Origin of the sequence: Algoriphagus halophilus (assembly GCF_900129785.1) — a bacterium.
GTDB classification, from domain to species: domain Bacteria; phylum Bacteroidota; class Bacteroidia; order Cytophagales; family Cyclobacteriaceae; genus Algoriphagus; species Algoriphagus halophilus.
This window is the reverse complement of record NZ_FSRC01000001.1, coordinates 703,711-722,923: the sequence shown is the minus strand read 5'-3', so window position 1 is coordinate 722,923 and position 19,213 is coordinate 703,711. Positions and strand designations below refer to the sequence as shown.

Sequence of the window (19,213 nt, the reverse complement as noted above, 5' to 3'; positions counted from 1 at the left end):
CCTGATAGATTAATTTTCCTGAAAAAAACCATCGATTGAAAGACTCAAGAAAACTGGATCATTGCCTCAATTGCGGCAAAGAGCTCACGAATGCAGATAATTTCTGTTCATTTTGTGGGCAAGAAAACGTGGACCAGAGGGTTACCATTATCCGTTTTTTAAAAGATTTTATTTCCAATTATTTAAACTTCGAAACGGTCTTTTTCCAAACCCTACCGGTTTTCTTATTTCATCCCGGGAAGCTAACCAACACATTTAATGAAGGAAAAAGAAGAAAATATATTCATCCTATCCGCTTGTATTTAATCACTTCCCTATTTTATTTTTTCATTGTCTCCATGGTCATTCCAGCAGATCTAGTAGATCGAATCATGAGTGGAGAAATCACTCCAGAAGGGGTTGAAAAAGATAGTCAGGGATTAATGAAGATCAATTCGAGAGCAAGTGAAACATTTGATTCTCTCAACAAAACAGGTAAACTGGATGAAGTAAAAGAACTTGGTATCACTATTGACTCCATGCAATTGAATTCCGAAAACTTGGAAGATATTGATCAGTTGGTTCAAGATTCCATAAAAAGCTCCCAAAATAGTTGGAAAAGGCTAAGGGCAATGTCTATTGACCCGGAAGTTTCAGACTCGACCTTTTCTGAAGCGTTGTCCCAAACCTCCTTCAATGTTTCACTAGGTCTGGATGTACCTCAAAAAAGGAGATTTATAGCCAATTCCAGTCTGTTCATTTCAAGTGCTGCCCAGAACCTTCCCTTGATGATGTTTTTATTACTGCCATTCTTCGCTTTTCTTTTATGGCTATTAAACATTCGAAGTAAGAAATATTATGTAGAACATTTAATCCATGGACTTCATATTCATTCCTTTGCCTACCTTCTTTATGGATTGGCAATTCTATGGATGGCAAAATTACAAATAGCGATCCCATTGATTTTCTTATTGGCCTTTATTGGAGTCTCTACTTACACCTATGTATCCATGTTGAATGTATCCGAACAAGGATGGTTTAAAACCCTATTAAAATTCTGGATCCTGGGCTTATTTTATTTTACAGGCTTGGCTTTCGCGATGATTTTTGAGTTATACATTTCCCTGAAAACCTTTTAAAAAAAGAAAACCTGCATGAAACAGGTTCCCAAAAAATAGAAGAAAAAATATGTTAAATATCAAGTTAAACTAAGCAACCTCTTCTTTTAAACTTATCAACTAGATCAAAGGTACGTGTTATGAATATGCAGCGAAATACCCATTATTGGGTATTTTTGGCAGGTTTTCTAAAAATTATTTTTGGATTGAAATAAAAAAACCGGCTAAAAGCCGGTTTCTATTAGTGCATCAGTTCTATCATGCTTTCCCTATGTGCCTGAAGAATTTTATGGATCAATTCATCCGATAAGGCAGTGGATAAAAACAAACTTTCAAATTGGGAAGGAGCTAGGTATACTCCCCTTTTCAACATGGCTTGGAAGTATTTCCCAAACAGGGCCGTATCTGATTCCTTAGCGGTAGCAAAATCATACACTTCCTGATCTGTAAAGAACATAGAATACATGCTACCTAGCCTATTGACCGTGTAATTCAAACCAAGCTCCTTATTGATTGCCATGATTCCATCAGAGATCAATTCACCAATATGATTCAATCTGGCATATTCTTCTGGATGCGTATTGAGATGATTCAACATGGCCAATCCAGCTGCCATGGCAATGGGGTTTCCAGACAAAGTTCCTGCCTGGTAAACAGGTCCTGAAGGAGAAACAAATTCCATGATTTCTTTCTTCCCACCATAGGCCCCTACTGGCATTCCTCCACCTATGATTTTACCCAACGTAGTCATATCAGGAATTACTCCAAAAAGCTCCTGGGCTCCCCCTTTTGCCAATCTGAATCCGGTCATCACCTCATCAAAAATCAATACAATTCCTTCTCTGGTACAAATATCCCGAAGGCCTTGAAGGTATCCGGCTTTAGGAAGACAAAGTCCCATATTTCCTGGCACTGGCTCTAAAATCAAGGCAGCAATTTCTCCCTTATTTGCAGCTACCAATGTTTCTATGGCTTCCAAGTCATTATAGGGCGCCAACAAAGTGTCTTTGGCTGTTCCTTTCGTCACGCCGGGTGAATCTGGATTTCCCATGGTCATGGCTCCAGATCCTGCTGAAATTAAAAATGAGTCTCCGTGTCCATGATAATTCCCTTCCATTTTGATAAACTTATCACGGCCAGTATAACCTCTGGCTACTCGGATTGCTGACATAGTTGCCTCAGTTCCGGAGTTTACCATTCGTACTTTCTCTACCGAAGGAACCATACTGACAATTAATTCAGCAATTTCAATTTCCTTGGCAGTTGGAGCTCCGAAGGAAGTACCATCTTCCATGGCTTTTAATACTGCTTCTTTGATCATGGGATGATTATGTCCCAAAATCATAGGCCCCCAGCTATTGATTAGTTCAATGAATTGGTTTCCATCTTCATCCATCAAATAGGCACCTTCTGCCTTTTTAATAAATAGAGGCTCTCCTCCCACAGCACGAAATGCTCTAACAGGAGAATTTACGCCTCCCGGAATGAATTGTTGAGCATGGGCAAACAGCCTTTTACTTTCTGAAATTTGCATGTATTACTGTAATGGTTTCAATTCCCCTTCTTCCATCTTGAATACAGGGACATATCGATTATTATTGCTATTCTGGAAATTAAATCCCCAAGTCACTTTACCTGTTTGGAAGGCGGACTGATCCAAATTTCTTCTCAAATCAAAGCCCTTGCTTGGACCCATATTTGAAGATAACCAAAACACCAACTCTCTCCCGATAGTTGCATTTAAGCTCGGATATACTAGGTTTTGGGCATAGAAATTATCCTTAAACTGCTGCATGGCTTCCGCATGGAACCTGGGTGTATTATTGGAAATAAAATGGAAGTTGGGAAACTCCAGCATTTCATAATTCGCAAAATTGAATCCCAACCAGGAGTCCATTACCAAAAATGGAACAGAAGCATTCACCGATTCCATCAATCCAAAGGTAGGCTGAGCGATAGAAGGGTCATCCGTTAATAAGATGATTTGATCTACTTCTAATTCCACACTATCCATCCCTGTTCTAATGCCTTGTCGTTGTAGGAAGTCAATCACATTGCGAGGGTTGACTTGCTGCTCATCGATGACTGAAAATCCTGCTGCAGTCAGCTGATCTTTCAATAAAAGACCTGTTCTTTCATCACGGGAACTTCCACTGTATCCAATCGCTACTTTCTTTCCCCAGCCCTGCTTCTTCAACGCATCCACTACTCCTCTGGAAAGAGAGGCCACGGAAGGTCTAAAAAGATAGGTGTATTCTGTATTTTCAAATCGCTCACCCAAATTAGAAAGAGGGTGAATCAATGGGATTTTGGATGTTTCAGCAAAAGAACTCACCAAATCCACCTCATCCTGATAGATAGGTCCTATGATTGCATCGGCTTTTGCCATGACCGGATCTTTCAAAAGCTCACTCAAATGATTCATATCGCGCTTGGAATCAAAGGTATGAAGCGTTACCTGCTTTCCTTCCTCTTTCAAACGATTGACTGCGAACTTGATACCCTGAAATAACTCAAACACAAAACTGGACGCCTCCACGGAAGAAGCAGGCGCATTGGGGGAACTTGTAAATGGCAATATCACCACAAAATCCAGGACCATGTCTTTGACAGTATTTACACCCTGCGCGTTTCCCTGAAGTTCATAATAGGCTGCTCTTTCCGTTGCTGACAAAATAGTCTGGCTTTCCAAAACCATTTTAAGGGCGGCAGTATATCCTTTATTCTCTTTGAATTCTTGAAGATTGGCTACCATAAAGCTGGCACTGGTCTGCTTGAGGTATTCGAAAGTTGCATTCTCTGCCAATTCCCTCACAGATTCTTTCTTGATTCCTTTGATGGTTTTCAAGGCCTCTTGATTTTGTTGGTTTTGGAAATAAGCCAAAGCCAATAAGTACTTAGATTCATCTGACTTTGTCCAAACCTTTTCGGATACCAAACGAAGGGCTGTGATAGCCTGCTCCGGCTGATTGGCCCCCAAAGCTGCTTCACCAATATGGAATGCCGCATAATTGGAAAGGTTCCCGTATTTATCTGCATCCAAAAACTCTCGGAACAAAGGCATGGCCTCCCAATAATTTTTTGAATTCAGGAAATTTTGGGCCTTTTGATAGTCCGCAGGAATATTCTGAGCAAAATTGACGGTGATTATGAAAAACGCGGAAAGTAATAAGAAATATTTTCTCATGTATTTGAAAGTGTATCGAACATCAAAACAGGGTTTGCAAATTTAACCCAATATTTTCAAACCCAAAGTTTAGGCCGAAAGCTAATCAAAATGAAAAACCCGAAGCTGTTACTTCGGGTTTTAACAATATATAATACAACCGCTTGTATTACAAGATCTTCGTGGCTCCAAAAACGCCCTAAGGGTTTATTCCCATTCGATCGTTGCTGGTGGCTTGGAAGAGATATCATAGACAACTCTATTTACCCCTTTGACACGGTTGATGATTTCATTGGAGATTTTGCCCAAAAACTCATACGGCAAGTGGATCCAATCTGCAGTCATTCCATCTACGGAGCCTACTGCTCTCAATGCAACCACCTTTTCATAGGTTCTTTCGTCTCCCATCACCCCTACCGACTGAATGGGCAGCAACATTGCGCCTGCTTGCCAAACCTGATCATACAAACCATGATCCTTCAGACCTTGAATAAAAATATGGTCCACTTCCTGTAAGGTTTTGACTTTTTCAGCTGTGACATCTCCCAATATCCGGATTCCTAAACCTGGCCCTGGGAATGGGTGTCTACCAATAATTGTTTCCACAATTTCCAATGCTCTACCTACTTCACGTACCTCATCTTTGAACAAGGTATTCAATGGCTCTACTACAGAAAGCTTCATGAAATCGGGTAATCCTCCCACATTATGGTGAGATTTGATCGTTGCAGATGGACCTTTCACTGATACAGATTCAATTACATCCGGATAGATCGTTCCTTGCCCCAACCATTTTACCCCTTCGATTTTATGTGCTTCATCATCAAATACTTCGATGAAAACACGACCTATCGCTTTTCTTTTATCTTCTGGATCTGTTAATCCTTTCAAAGCATCGTAAAATCTCTGCTTGGAATCTACACCGATCACGTTCAGGCCCATATGCTTGTACGAATCCAATACTTCTTCGAATTCATTCTTACGCAGCAATCCATTGTCTACAAAAACACAGGTCAATTGATCACCAATTGCTCGATGGATCAAGGTAGCAGCTACCGATGAATCTACGCCTCCGGAAAGTCCCATCACCACTTTATCGGATCCGATTTTCTCTTTCAATTCAGCAACTGTAGCATCGATAAATACATCAGAAGTCCAATCCTGCGCGCATCCACAGATACCAACCACGAAATTTCTAAGTAGGTTTTTACCTTCTGTTGAGTGCGTTACTTCAGGGTGAAATTGAATACCGTAGGTTTCTTCCTCCTTTACTTTGAACGCAGCTACTCGTACGGAGTCGGTACTTGCGATCACTTCAAAATTTTCGGGAAGTTCCTTGATTGTATCTCCATGAGACATCCACACCTGTGAACCATGACTCATTTCTTTCAACAAGTCATAATGGGTATCAATATGACTTAAATTTGCTCTGCCGTATTCCCGGATTTCAGAAGGGAGAACTTCTCCTCCATATTTCTGAGCTAATAATTGGGAACCATAGCAAACGCCCAATAATGGTAATTTTCCCCTTAAAACATCCAAATCCAAATCAGGAGCACCTGCCTCTCTTACGGAGCAAGGAGAACCTGAAAGGATCACTCCTTTGACATCGGAAGTGATTTCTGGTACTTTATTATAAGGGTGGATTTCACAATAAACGTTCAGCTCTCTAACTCTTCGGGCGATGAGTTGTGTGTACTGAGAACCGAAATCAAGGATTAGGATTTGTTCTGCCATGCGCAAAGGTAAGCAGGTCAGGCAAATTGAGGAAATGATATGAAATATTTTACCGAATAATGTTTGGTTTATTTTTCTATCCTCCCCAAAACAATAGATAGAATTACTTCAGCGGGTAGGTTCTCAAACTAAAATCCATAAAATTTACAGCTTATTACGAATAGAGATTCTCCTTATGCAAAAGTCAGGCATCCTTTTTCTGCTCCTTTTTATCCAATCTGTTTCAGTATTTTCCCAAAAGAAGAGCCTTCTTCAAACCACCAATTCCTATTTCGAATTGGTCAGACCCAAATTTGAAGGAAAAGAGGCCTTTGAAACCGTTGCCTTCGTAGAAAAATATTGGAGGGTAGCAGGAAATACAGGGTTCAACAATACGGTGTACCGTATTTCCTCCAAATTGGAAGAAGCTGGGTATGTTTTAGAGGAAAATGCTACCAGTGAAGATCGCTTGACCTACCGAATCGAAACCAGAAAAATGGAAAGACCCACCTGGGAACCCGTGGATGGATCCGTTCAAATTATTGGGCAAGCTGAGAAACTGTTGGACTTTTCCACCAATCGGCATTTGATGTACCAATATTCTTCTTCCACTCCAAAAGAGGGGATTACAGCGGAAGTTATTTACGTTGAAAACAAAGAAGCCTTGAAAGGCCTGGATGTAGAAGGAAAAATCATATTTGCAGGCGAAGGAGGCTACCGTGCTTTTCAATCCGCTGTGAAAGAAGGCGGGGCATTGGGAATCTTCACCTATGATATGCCGGATTACCTTCAACCTAGCAAGAACACCAAATCCATTCAGTTTAGAGGTCTTCGATATGATGCAAAAAAACCTGCTTGGGCAGTGGCGCTTTCCTACGAAGCCAAAGAAAAACTGAAAGCAGCATTAGAAAAAGGCCCTGTTTCTGTGCATGTCAACATCCAAACTAAGATTTATGATTGGGAAGAACTGACTGTAGTAGCAAATGTAAAGGGTTCTGAGCTTCCTATGGAAAGTTTAGTATTCTCGGCGCATATCCAAGAACCTGGTGCCAATGACAATGCTACCGGCGTTGGGACTCAATTGGAAATGGCACAGATTACCGCAGATCTCGTTCAGAAGGGTGAATTGGATTTAAAGAGAACCCTGACCTTTTTATGGGGAGATGAAATTATTTCTACCCGTAGATACATTGAGGAAGAAGAAAAAAGAGAACCAGAAATCAACTGGGGAATATCGTTGGATATGGTGGGTGAAAACACCGAGATCACCGGGGGAACCTTCCTGATCGAAAAAATGCCTGATCCCAGTGCCATTTGGACCCGGGGAGAAGACCAACATTCAGAATGGGGCGGTAGGCCTTTGGAAAAGGAAGATATGAAACCCCATTATCTGAATGATTTCATGATTTATGTTTTTGAGGAGCAAGGCGCCTATGCAAATTGGGTAGTAAAAACCAACCCTTTTGAAGGAGGTTCAGACCATACCCCATTTTTAAGAGCCGACATCCCGGGTTTATTGCTTTGGCACTTTACCGACCAATTCTACCATACCGATCAGGATCGATTAGACAAAGTTTCCCAAAATACGATGGTCAATGTCGGGACTGCAGCTTTGGTCTCGGCCTACACGCTTTTGAATGGAGAAAATCAAACAGCCGAGCAAATGGTCGATTTAATCGCAGCCAGTGCACAGAAAAGATTAACCACCGAATATGAGTTGAGCAAATCTTCAATAGCGGCAGGAGGATCCAGCAAAGAGGAACAAGAGATTCTCGATACCTGGTCAGATTACTATGTAAAAACCTTGGATACGGTAAAAGATCTTTTGACAGTAGACCATCCTGGTACGCTCAAAAAAATCTTAGATGCACAGGAAGCCATCAAAAACCAATTGGGAGAGCTAACCTTTCAATAATCAAGGAAACAATATATCCCCTCTAAAAATCATCTAGTATCTGGTTGATTCTACCTATTGTTCATTTTTTTGACCGGTAAATATCTATTCAGGAAGCAATTTTCTTTTTCGAAAGAAAATTCCATGAATAGTACCATTCGCCCTGAGAAATATGTATTTTTCATATTCTCTATCCCGCAAATATGCAGGAAGGAAATCGCTTTTTTTGATAAACCCATCAAATCAACCTATGAAAAAACTGGTCCTTGGATTAAGCATTCTTTCTCTTCTCTTGATTTTTGATTCCTGTGATTCCAGCAACAAGGATTCTGATGAAAAAAGTACTTCCGGATTTACTTTGTCGGAGTCAGATCTTCCGGCATTCGAAAAAAACTTAGACCATCAACGGTTGATATCTGCCTGGGGAGATCGGCAAGGCGAGTCCATTCGAACCGGAGAACATATTTACAACAACATTTGCTTTAATTGCCATGGAAACCCAGATCAGGAAGGGTCCATGCCGAATGCTTTTAAGTTTTGGAAAGACGAATTTAAGGTGGGCAAAGATCCTTATTCCATCTACCAAACCCTGACCCGGGGCTATGGCTCCATGCCTCCACAAGTCAATTTGACCCCAGTAGAAAAATATGATCTCATCAATTACTTGAGAGAGACTTTTTTGAAAGAGGAAAACCCGGGACAATTCGTTGAAGTAGATTCCACCTACTTGGCAAGCTTACCAGTCGGAACCAACATAGGTCCGGAACCCAAGGAATTCAAGCCTTGGGCAGAAATGGATTATGGTAATTTCTTGATCAACACGTATGAGTTGGCCGGTTTGGACGCTGCTCCTAGGGAGCGGTCTTCAGGCAAAGCTCCCCTCCCCGATGAAAATCTGGTCAATTCAAATTTCGCATACAAAGGCATTGCAATTCGATTGGATCAAGGGCCTGGAGGGGTAGCGGCAGGAAAAGCGTGGATGATGTTTGACCATGACCTGATGCGTGTAGCAGGGGCTTGGACTGGAGAAGGTTTTATTGATTGGGAGGCAATATTATTCAATGGTAGACACAATATCTCCCCAAGAACCATTGGTGAACTTCATTTTGAAAATCCCGTAGCACCCGGCTGGGCAAACCCCAAGACCGGAAGTTTTGAAGACCCCAGGTTTACAGCTCGGGACCAACGGAAGTTTGGCCCTTTGCCCAGGGAATGGACGCATTACAAAGGGCTTTATCAATATGGGGACCGAGTAGTTTTATCCTACACCGTGGGAAACGCCAAGCTTTTGGAGGCTTTTGGCTTGGAAACGCTGGATGATCAGCCTGTTTTCACCAGAACACTCCACCTCACTCCTTCGGAAGAAACCCTAAAAATGAGAGTAGCGCCGAGCAGTACTACAGTGGCCTTGACGGGAGAAGGTGCCAGTTTAACCAAGGAAGAAGGTTTCCATGTCTTGAAAATTGAAAGTGGGAAAACCATCCAATTGAAATTATGGATGGCCCAGGAAGGAAACGCTGGGCTACAGGAATTGGCCAACTCTGCTCCTAAACCAGAAGACTTAAGTAGCTTCACCAAAGGTGGGCCTGCCAGGTATCCTGAAAAGCTTAACACTGAAATTTTAAGAGGTGGGCAAGATGGACCATTTCAGGTAGACATCATGAACCCTCCCTTTGATAGTCCCTGGAAAAATCAATTCAGACTGAGCGGTCTGGACTTCTTCAAAGATCCCAACAAAGGGGTGATTTGTTCTACCGATGGAGACGTGTGGCTTGTAGAAGGGTTTTTGGAAGATTCCGGAAAACTGAGCTGGAAGAGAATCGCTTCGGGACTATTCCAACCCCTGGGAATCAAGGTGGTCAATGAGGAAATCTTTGTTACATGTAGAGACCAACTGGTTCGTCTTCAGGACCTGAATGGGGATCTAGAAACAGATTTCTATGAAAGTTTCAACAATGACCATATGGTCACCGATCACTTCCATGAATTTGCCATGGGACTTCAAGTGGATGAAGAGGGGAATTTTTATTATGCAAAGAGTGGTCGACATGCCAGGGAAGCACTGACCCCCCAACATGGGACCTTGATTAAAGTAAGCAAAGACGGAGAAAATACGGAGATCATTGCCAGCGGATTTCGAGCCGCCAATGGCGTATGTCTCAATCCCGACGGGACCTTTATCGTAACAGATCAGGAAGGTCATTGGAATCCGATGAACCGAATCAATTGGGTCAAAGAAGGTGGTTTTTACGGCAATATGTTTGGTTACAATCCTCCAGCTGACAGCACCGAAAGTGGCATGGAGCTTCCATTGGTTTGGGTGGAAAGGGATATTGATCAATCCCCCTCTGAACTTCTCTGGGTAGACAGTGAAAAATGGGGACCACTCAATGGAAAGCTTTTGAACCTCTCCTATGGCTATGGAAAAGTATTTGTGATTCCTTATGAAACCGTGGGAGAGCAAGTCCAGGGGGGAATCGTGGAATTACCCATCCCAAGATTCTCTACAGGAGTCATGCGAGGGAGATTCAACCCTGGTGATGGACAACTATACCTGTGTGGACTTTCTGCCTGGGGTTCTACCCAACCCCAGTTAGGTGGACTCTATAGAATTAGAAAGGTAGATCAACCGCTAGTTGTTCCTATTGGAATCAAAGCCACTCAAACAGGCATTGAATTAACATTTTCAGCCTCATTGGATGAGGAAAGTGTTCAGCAGATTTCAAACTACACGGTCAAAACCTGGGACTTGTTACGATCCAGAAACTATGGGTCCAAGCATTACAATGAGAAGACCATAAACGTATCAAAAGTAGAATTGGACAAAGATGGAAAAACGATTTTATTGAGTATCCCTGAAATCCAACCTACTTGGGTCATGGAGATTCAGTACCAACTTCAAGATGAGGATGGAAAAGAACTCGTAGGTTCCATACAGAATACCATTCACCAACTGGGAAATTCTTCAGTTTTGTAAAACCATGAGTTAAGAAAACGGAAAGTTAGCAGCTTTTAAAGAATTGCTTTTGCTCCAATCGGCTTTCGATTTCTTTGGCAGTTTTGGTAATAGAAAGACCACCCAAATTGGTACATCTCAAGGTATTTGGGATGCTTTTGCCTACCGCATACATGGTTTCTATCACTTCGTCCAAAGGTATCAAGTGATCGTAATTGGCCAAGGCCATATTGGCACAGGATAAGGCATTGGAGGCAGCCATCACATTTTTATTGAGACAAGGGGCTTCTACTCGGTTTCCAATCGGATCACAGATCATTCCCAAAGAACTTTGCAAGGCCATGGAAGCGGCAGCAATACTTTGTTTCAAACTGGCCCCGGCCAAACTGACAATGGCAGCAGCAGCCATAGTAGAACCTGAACCGCATTCTGCCTGACATCCTCCTACTTCAGCAGCAAAGGTGGAATGCGCAGCGATAAATACTCCAATTAATCCAGCGACTAACAAGGCTTTATTGGTTTCTTCTTCTGAAAGCCCCAAGGAATCCGCAACTCCCAATACTGCACCTGGCATGGCTCCACAAGATCCTGCTGTAGGGGCGGCAACGATGACGCCCATGGAACTCTTTACTTCCATAATGGCAGAAACGTACATGATAATCCGATTGAGCACATCTGCGTCGATCAGCTTTTTCCCTTCCATCATGGATTTGAAATTCACCGATTGAGGTCCTAAAATCCGATCTTCAAACTCCGTCCCTTTCAGTCCGGTTTCAACTGCATTTTTTAGAATAATCCGAATAGAATTTGCTTTGGATAGCACCTCCTCCTCAGAGATATTGCCCCGCATGCTTTCGTATTTAAGTGCCAATTCCCACAAACTTAAATTCTTGTCTTCATTATAGGCAAACATTTCATCACAGGTGATGAAGGGTACTTTAGGGTTTTTGCTTGCCAGAATAGGTAGTACCGGTTTGAGCTGTTTGATTTGGGAGACAGCATCCAGCTCTTTTAATTCTTCCAGTAGGGTAGTTTCTAAAAATGACAATCCGGTCAACATGACAAACTTCCCAGGTCCAGCAATGACATCAAAATCCTCCCACACCCCAGTTTGCTCCAAATAATGATTCACGATTGCTAAATCATTTGCGTAAATCAAGGTAACGTATTTATCTCCTGCCAAAGAGATCGGAACTCCATCAATTTCTATTACCTCAATCATTCCTCCTCCTGTAGAATTGGCAATGACTTGGTGTTGTTCCCAAGGGTTACTTAAGGTGATTTGATAGGTATTTGGATGTTTGGACTCCAGTTCTTTGATCGTTATTTTATATTGAATCCCTGCAGCTCCTAAATGAATTTCTGAATGGACTAACCGTTCATCGTCTGCTTCCCAGCCTAAAAAGCCACCAAACAAGCCCATATCCGAACCTTGATCCTTATGGGTAGTAGCCAATGAGCCATCGGGGTCAAAATCAATTTCAATGGTTGAAATGCGGCCATCCATTAAGTCATGGCAAATTCTGCCAATTCGTAAAGCAGCTGCACAATGGGAACTGGATGGTCCTCTCATCACGGGACCAAGGACGTCGTTGAAAATGCTTGGGTAACTCATAGGGTCAATAATTAGCTAGTTCAATATATTGATTTTTAACTGATTAAGACAATAATCCAGAGACAGAAATGATCCCCTGAAAAAAATAGATTCCCTCAGTTTTTTATAACCAATTGGGTTGAATTGAGTTAGGTGAGTATGATCAACTTGAGATTATTCTTCATCATATTTTTATTTATGGTCATTTCCCCAAGCAATGCACAACGTCTTTCCTCTCATCAATGGAAGGATAGATTGGTAATTATTCAGTCCGAAAATGCTACCAATCCCTTATTCAAGAAACAAATAGAGGAATTTAAAAAAGATCCTGAGGGATTGGAGGAACGGAAAATTGCAGTATACCTATCCGTTGCCGGGAATTACAAAATGGGACTAGAGGAAAGAGAGGATTGGAAAAAGGCTGGAAAAGATCTAGAAAAACTCAAAAATTCAACTTCCGAATTTGAGGTGATTCTGATGGGATTGGATGGAGGGGTTAAACTCCAAAAAAATGAGCTACTTACTTGCGAAAGTCTATTTAGAACGATTGATCAAATGCCTATGCGGATATCTGAAATCCGAAGAAAGAAGAAAGACAATCAGCTTTGAGAAAAGTGAATTAAGAATCTCCCTCCTGTCCTTTTCCAAATGCAATTTTAGGATTTTCAATCAACAGCAAATCCCAATCGGACTGCTTAAATCCTTTTTCATTTAGTGCAGGCATGAGCTTTTCAAAAATATTGGTAAAGGGCTGAAAGTCTCCTCCATCTGGTTTGGCTGGATCATACCATCCTGCATCATGGGAGATCAAGATATGTTCTAAAATACCATTTGATTTCGCAAAGGTCAGGCGATCCACGTACTCGTCCAGTCCCCAGCCTATTCCATCCAAACTGATCCATACCCCCAAATTGGCTGCTTCCAGGTAATTCTGAAAATCCTGTTCCGCCTGAGCATGCACCCAAATAAATCCAGAAGGATCAATGCCCATATTTTGTAAAATTTCAACTTCTTGCTTCGCTGTATTCCAGGTTCCGGTGTGGGAAGCTATCTGTAGGCCAGTTTGCACATGCGTTATGCCTGCCGCTCTTACCAACTTGGCATCTACCTCTCTTAACGGTTCCTCTTCATTGACAGAAATCTTGATAAATCCCGGTTTGATTCCAGTAGAATCAATACCAGAATTAAATTCTGCGATCCAGCGGTCAGCAAGCTGAGAGGCATTTTCCTGAAAGATAAAATCTGATAAGTATTTCCCGCCTACAGCCCCGTAAAAGCCTGTATTGGTCACAATCCGGATTCCGGATTTTTCGCTAAGTTCTTTCAACAACAAGGGGTCTTTTGCCAGGTAAGAAGGCGTACAGTCAAAAATCGTTTTGACTCCAAATTGCTTTACTTCCAATAAATAGGGAAGCACTTTATTGATCACCGCTTCCCGATCATAGCGATTTGGAGAAACCGAATCTGCCCCAATAAAATCCACCAGCATATGCTCATGGATCAACGTCAAACCCATGGAGTCGATTGGAATTTGCCCTGTTACCGTATTGATTAGAGGATAGTCTAATCCTTCATCTGTCTCTTTTTCCTTACAAGAGGAGATAATTAAAAGCGGGAGGCATAAAGCGAAAAACATATTTCTCATAGCTCAATCAAGTTTACTGTTCCGGATTGGTAATAAGGAACCTTTTTCAATGGATCTCAACTCCAAGTAAAAAATCGGATTCTAAATCTTCCATGTAAACTTCAAAAAAGCAAATCATAAATAAAGTACCTGCCAACTTCTAAAAAAATTTGAATCAATAGATTCAACTTAATTTACTCAAAAAAGAAATTTTTAATCTAATATATTAGATAGTTTAGAAGATAAAATCAAGACATTTGTTTCGTATATGTGATAAATATGCGAAACTAGTTTCGTTTACACAATCGTTGGCCTATTCTATTTAAAAATATAAAACCTAAATGGAAGGAGATGATCTCAAAAGAATATCAAGGCTGACAGCCATTTTAACTCAGTTACAGACCAAACGAATGGTCACTGCTGGTAAGCTTGCCTCTAAATTTGGTGTCAGTTCTCGAACGATTTATCGGGATTTGAAAACCTTAGAAAAAGCTGGGGTTCCTATTTTGACTGAGGAAGGAAAAGGATATTCTTTAGTGGAAGGCTATAGGATCCCTCCCATCATGTTTACCGAAAAACAGGCCAACGCCTTAATCCTGGCAGAACAGCTCGTATTGAAAAACAAGGATGCCTCATTTGTACAAGATTATGCTGAAGCCATTGATAAAATCAAGTCGATTCTCGGTTACTCCATCCAAGACAAAGCCAATTTATTAGCTGAAAGAACCCGCTATGAAGAGGCCTTGAATCTAGAAAGAAACAGTGGTAACCTTTCTGACCTTCAATTTGCACTCACTAATTTTAAACTGGTCAAGATTCAATACATCGATAAGAAAGGCCACAGTTCAGAGAGAGTAATTGAGCCATTTGCTATTGTAAGTGCTGAGAATTGGTATTTGATTGCATGGTGTCGTCTCCGTCAAGATTTTCGATTTTTTCGCCCTGATAGAATTCAAAAAATGGAAATTTTATCTGAAAATTTTGAACCACATCCATTGACACTCCAGGAATATTTTGAAAAATATCAACCTTCTCCCTGACCCTTGACATAAGGCTGTCTCAGTCCACTAGTAGGTTTGTCATATACATTCAAAAAACTTAAAAATGACAAACGAGATCAACGCAATTTTAGAGGAATTCAACTTCCAAAAGTCCACTTTAATCCCTGTCAATGGGATCCAATTGGAAGTCTTTGAAGCAGGTCAAAAAAATGCAGGAAAACCTATTATTCTATGTCATGGCTGGCCAGAGCATGCTTTTTCCTGGAGATATCAAATACCTACCCTTGTTGATGCAGGCTATCATGTTATTATACCAAATCAACGAGGTTATGGTAATTCCTCCATTCCAAAAGAGGTAACAGACTATGATATAGAACATTTAGCTGGAGATCTGGTATCACTCCTCGATCATTATGGATATGAAGATGCCATATTCGTTGGACATGACTGGGGAGCGATGGTCACCTGGTGGTTAGCACTTTTGCACCCTACTAGGGTAAAGGGAATTATTGCATTGGCCGTGCCTTACCAAGTTCGTGGAGATAGACCCTGGATTGAGTGGATGGAAGAAATTCTAGGTAGCGATTATTATTTTGTACACTTCAATAGACAGCCAGGAGTTGCAGATAAAATTCTGGATAACAATACAACACAATTTCTTCGAAATTTATTTCGAAAGAATGTACCCCATAACACCCCAGAACCAGGGATGGCGATGATCAATCTTGCCAAATCCAAAAACCCACAGGGCGAGCCCGTTATGGGAGAAGGTGAACTTGCTATTTTTTCTTCCTCTTTCAAATCAACAGGTTTTACAGGAAGTATCAATTGGTACAGAAACCTTGACCGCAATTGGCACCAATTGGCCAATAAGAATCCAATTATCAACCAACCAGCATTGATGATTTATGGAGATCAGGATGTAATCCCAAAATTTGAAGGATTATCGGCATTTGTGCCACAGGTGGAAGAAGTGAGTTTAGACTGTGGCCATTGGATTCAGCAGGAAAAACCTGCAGATACCAACCAAACAATTTTAGCATGGTTGGCAAAAAATGGGTAATGGTAGAATAGCATTCCGCTTTCCAGGATTTCAACTCTAAATGACCTATAGAAATCAACTTTTGAGGTATGCAACCTAACCCAAAGGTTGATTTCTTTTTTCACTGAAACCCAACCTAACCCATATTGGTCTAAAATGAGTATTTTAGAAAATAAGCTTAATTAGAAAGACTATTTCAAAAAGGATTGATCCTTAGGCAACTGGAAAGACAACAAGCTTAATTGATGGGTAAATTGAAGCAAAAAAACTTCCACCATTTACCTATTGATCAGAGTCCATATAAAAACTTAATGGCATGAAAGAATGGCTAAAAATCTCATTTCTGATGATCGTATGTGTTACGAGTTGCAATCCTCCCCACTCTTCCACAGAAAACAATGACTTAAATAAATAGGAAGGATCTAACTATGCAAAACATGAAAGACCCGCAATTTATTGGTGCTTGGGAACTACAAGAATGGACCATTGAGAAAGAAGATGGGAGTATAGAATTTCCGTATGGAGAGGATGCCATAGGGAAAATAAATTATGACGGCCATGGACAGATGTCAGTCATGATCATGAAAAACAATCGGCCATTAATGCTATCTGAGGACCCTCTTCAAAGTCAACCAAATGAAGTTCTCGCAGCGTTTAAGGGGTTTATTGCTTATTCGGGGAATTATGAGGTACACCCACATTCTAATCAAGTAGTCCATCAAATAAAAATGAGCTCATTCCCGAATTGGGTCGGTCAAAATCAAATCAGAAAATTTGAATTCAGGGATGACCAACTCATATTAAGTACTGATTTCATTGGTCCAAACAAGCATAAATTGGTGTGGCGTAAAATCCTAACTGTTCAAAATCCTAAATCCTGAACTTGTTACCTCAATTCATAAAAATAAATCGTCTGCACATCCTTCTCTACTGCATCAGGATCCTCACCAGGCAGATAGCTTGCGAAGATCACATCCCTGATGATATTCAGTTTTATGTCAAAATCCCCTTCCCAAAGCTTTTCCTTCCCCTTAAAGATTTGATACGTAGGTGTTGATTTATATAGATCCACCAATTCCATAAATTCCTTTCCTCCTATTACCTCTTTTGGAAGTGCTTCCACCTCCTCTTTTGGAGCGGCACTATAATAACTAGTCAATAAATAACCATTGGAAAAGGTGAAGTTAATATACTCTCCAGCTGCCAAGCTTTTAAAAAACTCTTGATTGCTTCCCAGTTCGGCAGGCTCAATCAGCTTGTAATTTTCCTCAGGATTTAAATCCAGTTGATCAACCAAGGTTAATTCCGGCAACTGGTACTCATAAAGCTCGGGAGAGTTGGGAAACAAGAGATAGAGTTTATTGGCATCAAACTGAACCAGCGGATCCAATTTGGCATAGTAGCCTGGTTTTTTAGCCAATTGACTTTCTTTGGGAATAAATTCGGATTGTAGGACTTCATAGGTTTCAATGTCCCTTAGGGTAATAAAAGGATAAGCTATGCTATAATCTTCCTTTTTTATAATTTCTGGCCGGTCACTTGCCTCTATGGAAAAGGTGTATAAAATATCTCCATTCGTATCAAAACCGGGACTTCCCCCTACTGTTCGTGTGACCAGCTCATAGTTATTCTCCCATTTCTCCTTTAACCTAAAGTCAAGGTCATACACATAAGTACCAGAAATGGTCTGAATCAAGAGTTCATTATCCTTCCCATACCTGGCAGCGACAAAATACCCAGCCTGCATGCTGTTCTTTCCATCTCCGGTCAAGTTTGCGGATTCCAAAATTTCTCCATTGGGACTGATTCTTAGAAATTCGGAAGTCTTCCAATCATAAAATAAATACTCCGAATGGTCGGTTTTCACATCCACCAAGCTGGGCTTGGTCAGCCGATCTATCACCAAACTATCTACCACGACTAGTTCAGGAATGTTTTTGGTTTCGATCGCTTCGGTGGCTTTTTCGCTGCAAGACAACATTGCAGACAGCAGGAATACCCAAAAAATTTGTTTCATCATAAGCTATTTTTAACAAAATAGGTATTTAAGCTCTTAGTCAAAAAAGTTTGATGATTTTTAACTATTCTAGTTTCTAGGACCAAATCTTACACTCCATTGTTGACTAAAATGGCCTCAACTGGATATCCTTTAATTCGAATTACAAATTATTGGGTAGTTTAGGGTATAAAAGCCAGACACTTAATGAATAGACGCTTTCATTTGGCTTGATAATGACTACCACTAAGCCATGATCCATTTCTTTAGAAAAATTCGCCAAAATCTACTTTTAGAAGGCAAAACTAGAAAGTATATAAAATATGCTTTTGGAGAGATTGTGCTTGTGATGGTAGGGATTCTTTTAGCCCTTCAGGTAACGAATTGGAACAATCAGAGGTTGGAAAGGTTAAGGGAACAAGCGATCTTAAAAAATCTACAGATTGATTTCCAAAACAATATCTCAAACCTTGAAACTGCCTCCGCTAGTTTTGAAGTAGCCTATCAAGCATCGGTTGATTTACTGGAGATCATCAAAGGGGATCAGCAAATCAATCCCGAAGAAGTGGACCATTTGGTTGATATTATCGTGAATAAAACCATGTCTTATGATCTGATTACCGGGTCGATCAATGAAATTTTTAATACAGGTTCTCTGAATTTAATTCAGGATTCAGCACTAAAAAAACAGATCTCCAATTGGTCTTTTTATTATTCCGACACAGAGGATGATATCGTGATTTATCGAGACTATTTATTCAGCTTTCTTGTTCCTTCACTCACTGACAAAGTTCGAATGAGAAATATGTCCGTACCGGATTTTTTTGAAGAAGGTCTTGACTTACCCCCAATTTCCAAGTCTGAGTTCCAGGTGAATTATGAACAAACAATCCGGACCTTTGAATTTGAAAACGAGGTTTACAATAATGCTTTGAATTACATGTATGTCTTGAATTCTTACAAGGTTTTTCAAAACTACCTGACTGAAACGCTAGCGCTAATTGACAAAAATATTCATTGAGCCAATAGCCCCGCTTTCAGCCATTCAGGACCTAAAATCCTGAACCTGCCCCGACGGATTTCCAATCTGGTTCAAGCGCGAGAATAAGACTATTACCCATACGATT

The 19,213-nt window shown here is 40.8% G+C and carries 14 protein-coding genes; 8 read left to right on the top strand and 6 right to left on the bottom strand.

Going from position 1 to position 19,213, the window contains the following annotated elements:
• The first annotated feature begins 35 nt into the window (after positions 1 to 35).
• Entirely contained in the window at positions 36 to 1,118 is a 1,083-nt protein-coding gene (locus BUR11_RS03020) for a DUF3667 domain-containing protein (protein WP_074223342.1), read from the top strand.
• 220 nt (positions 1,119 to 1,338) lie between these two features.
• Here BUR11_RS03020 and hemL read toward each other — a convergent pair whose 3' ends face one another.
• The 3 genes from hemL to guaA all read right to left on the bottom strand — a co-directional run bounded on the left by hemL (position 1,339) and on the right by guaA (position 6,000).
• Positions 1,339 to 2,631, bottom strand: coding sequence for a glutamate-1-semialdehyde 2,1-aminomutase (gene hemL / locus BUR11_RS03015; protein ID WP_074223341.1), 1,293 nt, complete (start codon positions 2,629 to 2,631; stop codon positions 1,339 to 1,341).
• A 3-nt stretch (positions 2,632 to 2,634) separates the two neighbouring features.
• Positions 2,635 to 4,284 (bottom strand): ABC transporter substrate-binding protein, encoded by a 1,650-nt coding sequence (locus BUR11_RS03010; RefSeq protein ID WP_074223340.1) that lies wholly within the window; start codon positions 4,282 to 4,284, stop codon positions 2,635 to 2,637.
• Positions 4,285 to 4,470: 186 nt separating this feature from the next.
• Entirely contained in the window at positions 4,471 to 6,000 is a 1,530-nt protein-coding gene (gene guaA, locus BUR11_RS03005) for a glutamine-hydrolyzing GMP synthase (protein ID WP_074223339.1), read from the bottom strand.
• A gap of 175 nt (positions 6,001 to 6,175) precedes the next feature.
• Here guaA and BUR11_RS03000 point away from each other — a divergent pair, with 175 nt between their 5' ends.
• Together BUR11_RS03000 and BUR11_RS02995 are read left to right on the top strand one after the other, a co-directional pair.
• Entirely contained in the window at positions 6,176 to 7,894 is a 1,719-nt protein-coding gene (locus BUR11_RS03000) for a M28 family peptidase (protein WP_074223338.1), read from the top strand.
• A gap of 229 nt (positions 7,895 to 8,123) precedes the next feature.
• The gene (locus BUR11_RS02995; protein ID WP_074223337.1) at positions 8,124 to 10,850 is read left to right on the top strand and encodes a DUF6797 domain-containing protein; all 2,727 of its coding nucleotides are present in this window, start codon (positions 8,124 to 8,126) and stop codon (positions 10,848 to 10,850) included.
• 25 nt (positions 10,851 to 10,875) lie between these two features.
• Here the strand turns inward: BUR11_RS02995 and BUR11_RS02990 are convergent, their stop codons facing one another.
• Complete coding sequence (locus BUR11_RS02990) at positions 10,876 to 12,444, bottom strand: L-serine ammonia-lyase, iron-sulfur-dependent, subunit alpha (protein ID WP_074223336.1); 1,569 nt, start codon at positions 12,442 to 12,444, stop codon at positions 10,876 to 10,878.
• A gap of 138 nt (positions 12,445 to 12,582) precedes the next feature.
• On the opposite strand from BUR11_RS02990, the gene BUR11_RS02985 reads away from it, so the two are divergent.
• Complete coding sequence (locus BUR11_RS02985; protein WP_074223335.1) at positions 12,583 to 13,032, top strand: DUF4174 domain-containing protein; 450 nt, start codon at positions 12,583 to 12,585, stop codon at positions 13,030 to 13,032.
• A 10-nt stretch (positions 13,033 to 13,042) separates the two neighbouring features.
• On the opposite strand, the gene BUR11_RS02980 is transcribed toward BUR11_RS02985, so the two are convergent.
• Positions 13,043 to 14,068, bottom strand: a complete 1,026-nt coding sequence (locus tag BUR11_RS02980; protein ID WP_074223334.1) for a phosphotriesterase family protein — start codon at positions 14,066 to 14,068, stop codon at positions 13,043 to 13,045.
• A 320-nt stretch (positions 14,069 to 14,388) separates the two neighbouring features.
• Between BUR11_RS02980 and BUR11_RS02975 the strand changes: the two genes are divergently transcribed.
• The 3 genes from BUR11_RS02975 to BUR11_RS02965 all read left to right on the top strand — a co-directional run bounded on the left by BUR11_RS02975 (position 14,389) and on the right by BUR11_RS02965 (position 16,971).
• A complete protein-coding gene (locus tag BUR11_RS02975; protein ID WP_074223333.1) occupies positions 14,389 to 15,087 on the top strand; it encodes a helix-turn-helix transcriptional regulator in 699 nt (232 codons plus the stop codon).
• 64 nt (positions 15,088 to 15,151) lie between these two features.
• Positions 15,152 to 16,111, top strand: a complete 960-nt coding sequence (locus BUR11_RS02970; RefSeq protein WP_074223332.1) for an alpha/beta fold hydrolase — start codon at positions 15,152 to 15,154, stop codon at positions 16,109 to 16,111.
• A 416-nt stretch (positions 16,112 to 16,527) separates the two neighbouring features.
• Complete coding sequence (locus BUR11_RS02965) at positions 16,528 to 16,971, top strand: lipocalin-like domain-containing protein (RefSeq protein ID WP_159439202.1); 444 nt, start codon at positions 16,528 to 16,530, stop codon at positions 16,969 to 16,971.
• 5 nt (positions 16,972 to 16,976) lie between these two features.
• Here BUR11_RS02965 and BUR11_RS02960 read toward each other — a convergent pair whose 3' ends face one another.
• On the bottom strand, positions 16,977 to 18,110 hold the full coding sequence (locus tag BUR11_RS02960) for a hypothetical protein (RefSeq protein ID WP_143185814.1): 1,134 nt from the start codon (positions 18,108 to 18,110) through the stop codon (positions 16,977 to 16,979).
• 229 nt (positions 18,111 to 18,339) lie between these two features.
• Here BUR11_RS02960 and BUR11_RS02955 point away from each other — a divergent pair, with 229 nt between their 5' ends.
• Entirely contained in the window at positions 18,340 to 19,107 is a 768-nt protein-coding gene (locus BUR11_RS02955) for a hypothetical protein (RefSeq protein ID WP_074223329.1), read from the top strand.
• The last annotated feature ends 106 nt before the right edge of the window (positions 19,108 to 19,213 follow it).

Excerpts from the sequence above, each read along its gene's own strand:
- BUR11_RS02975 (WP_074223333.1), top strand. The coding sequence starts at position 14,389 with ATGGAAGGAGATGATCTCAAAAGAATATCAAGGCTGACAGCCATTTTA.
- BUR11_RS03000 (WP_074223338.1), top strand. The coding sequence starts at position 6,176 with ATGCAAAAGTCAGGCATCCTTTTTCTGCTCCTTTTTATCCAATCTGTT.
- BUR11_RS02980 (WP_074223334.1), bottom strand. The coding sequence starts at position 14,068 with ATGAGAAATATGTTTTTCGCTTTATGCCTCCCGCTTTTAATTATCTCC.
- hemL (WP_074223341.1), bottom strand. The coding sequence starts at position 2,631 with ATGCAAATTTCAGAAAGTAAAAGGCTGTTTGCCCATGCTCAACAATTC.
- BUR11_RS02985 (WP_074223335.1), top strand. The coding sequence starts at position 12,583 with ATGATCAACTTGAGATTATTCTTCATCATATTTTTATTTATGGTCATT.
- BUR11_RS02990 (WP_074223336.1), bottom strand. The coding sequence starts at position 12,444 with ATGAGTTACCCAAGCATTTTCAACGACGTCCTTGGTCCCGTGATGAGA.
- BUR11_RS03010 (WP_074223340.1), bottom strand. The coding sequence starts at position 4,284 with ATGAGAAAATATTTCTTATTACTTTCCGCGTTTTTCATAATCACCGTC.
- BUR11_RS02960 (WP_143185814.1), bottom strand. The coding sequence starts at position 18,110 with ATGATGAAACAAATTTTTTGGGTATTCCTGCTGTCTGCAATGTTGTCT.
- BUR11_RS02970 (WP_074223332.1), top strand. The coding sequence starts at position 15,152 with ATGACAAACGAGATCAACGCAATTTTAGAGGAATTCAACTTCCAAAAG.
- BUR11_RS02965 (WP_159439202.1), top strand. The coding sequence starts at position 16,528 with ATGAAAGACCCGCAATTTATTGGTGCTTGGGAACTACAAGAATGGACC.
- BUR11_RS02995 (WP_074223337.1), top strand. The coding sequence starts at position 8,124 with ATGAAAAAACTGGTCCTTGGATTAAGCATTCTTTCTCTTCTCTTGATT.
- guaA (WP_074223339.1), bottom strand. The coding sequence starts at position 6,000 with ATGGCAGAACAAATCCTAATCCTTGATTTCGGTTCTCAGTACACACAA.
- BUR11_RS02955 (WP_074223329.1), top strand. The coding sequence starts at position 18,340 with ATGATCCATTTCTTTAGAAAAATTCGCCAAAATCTACTTTTAGAAGGC.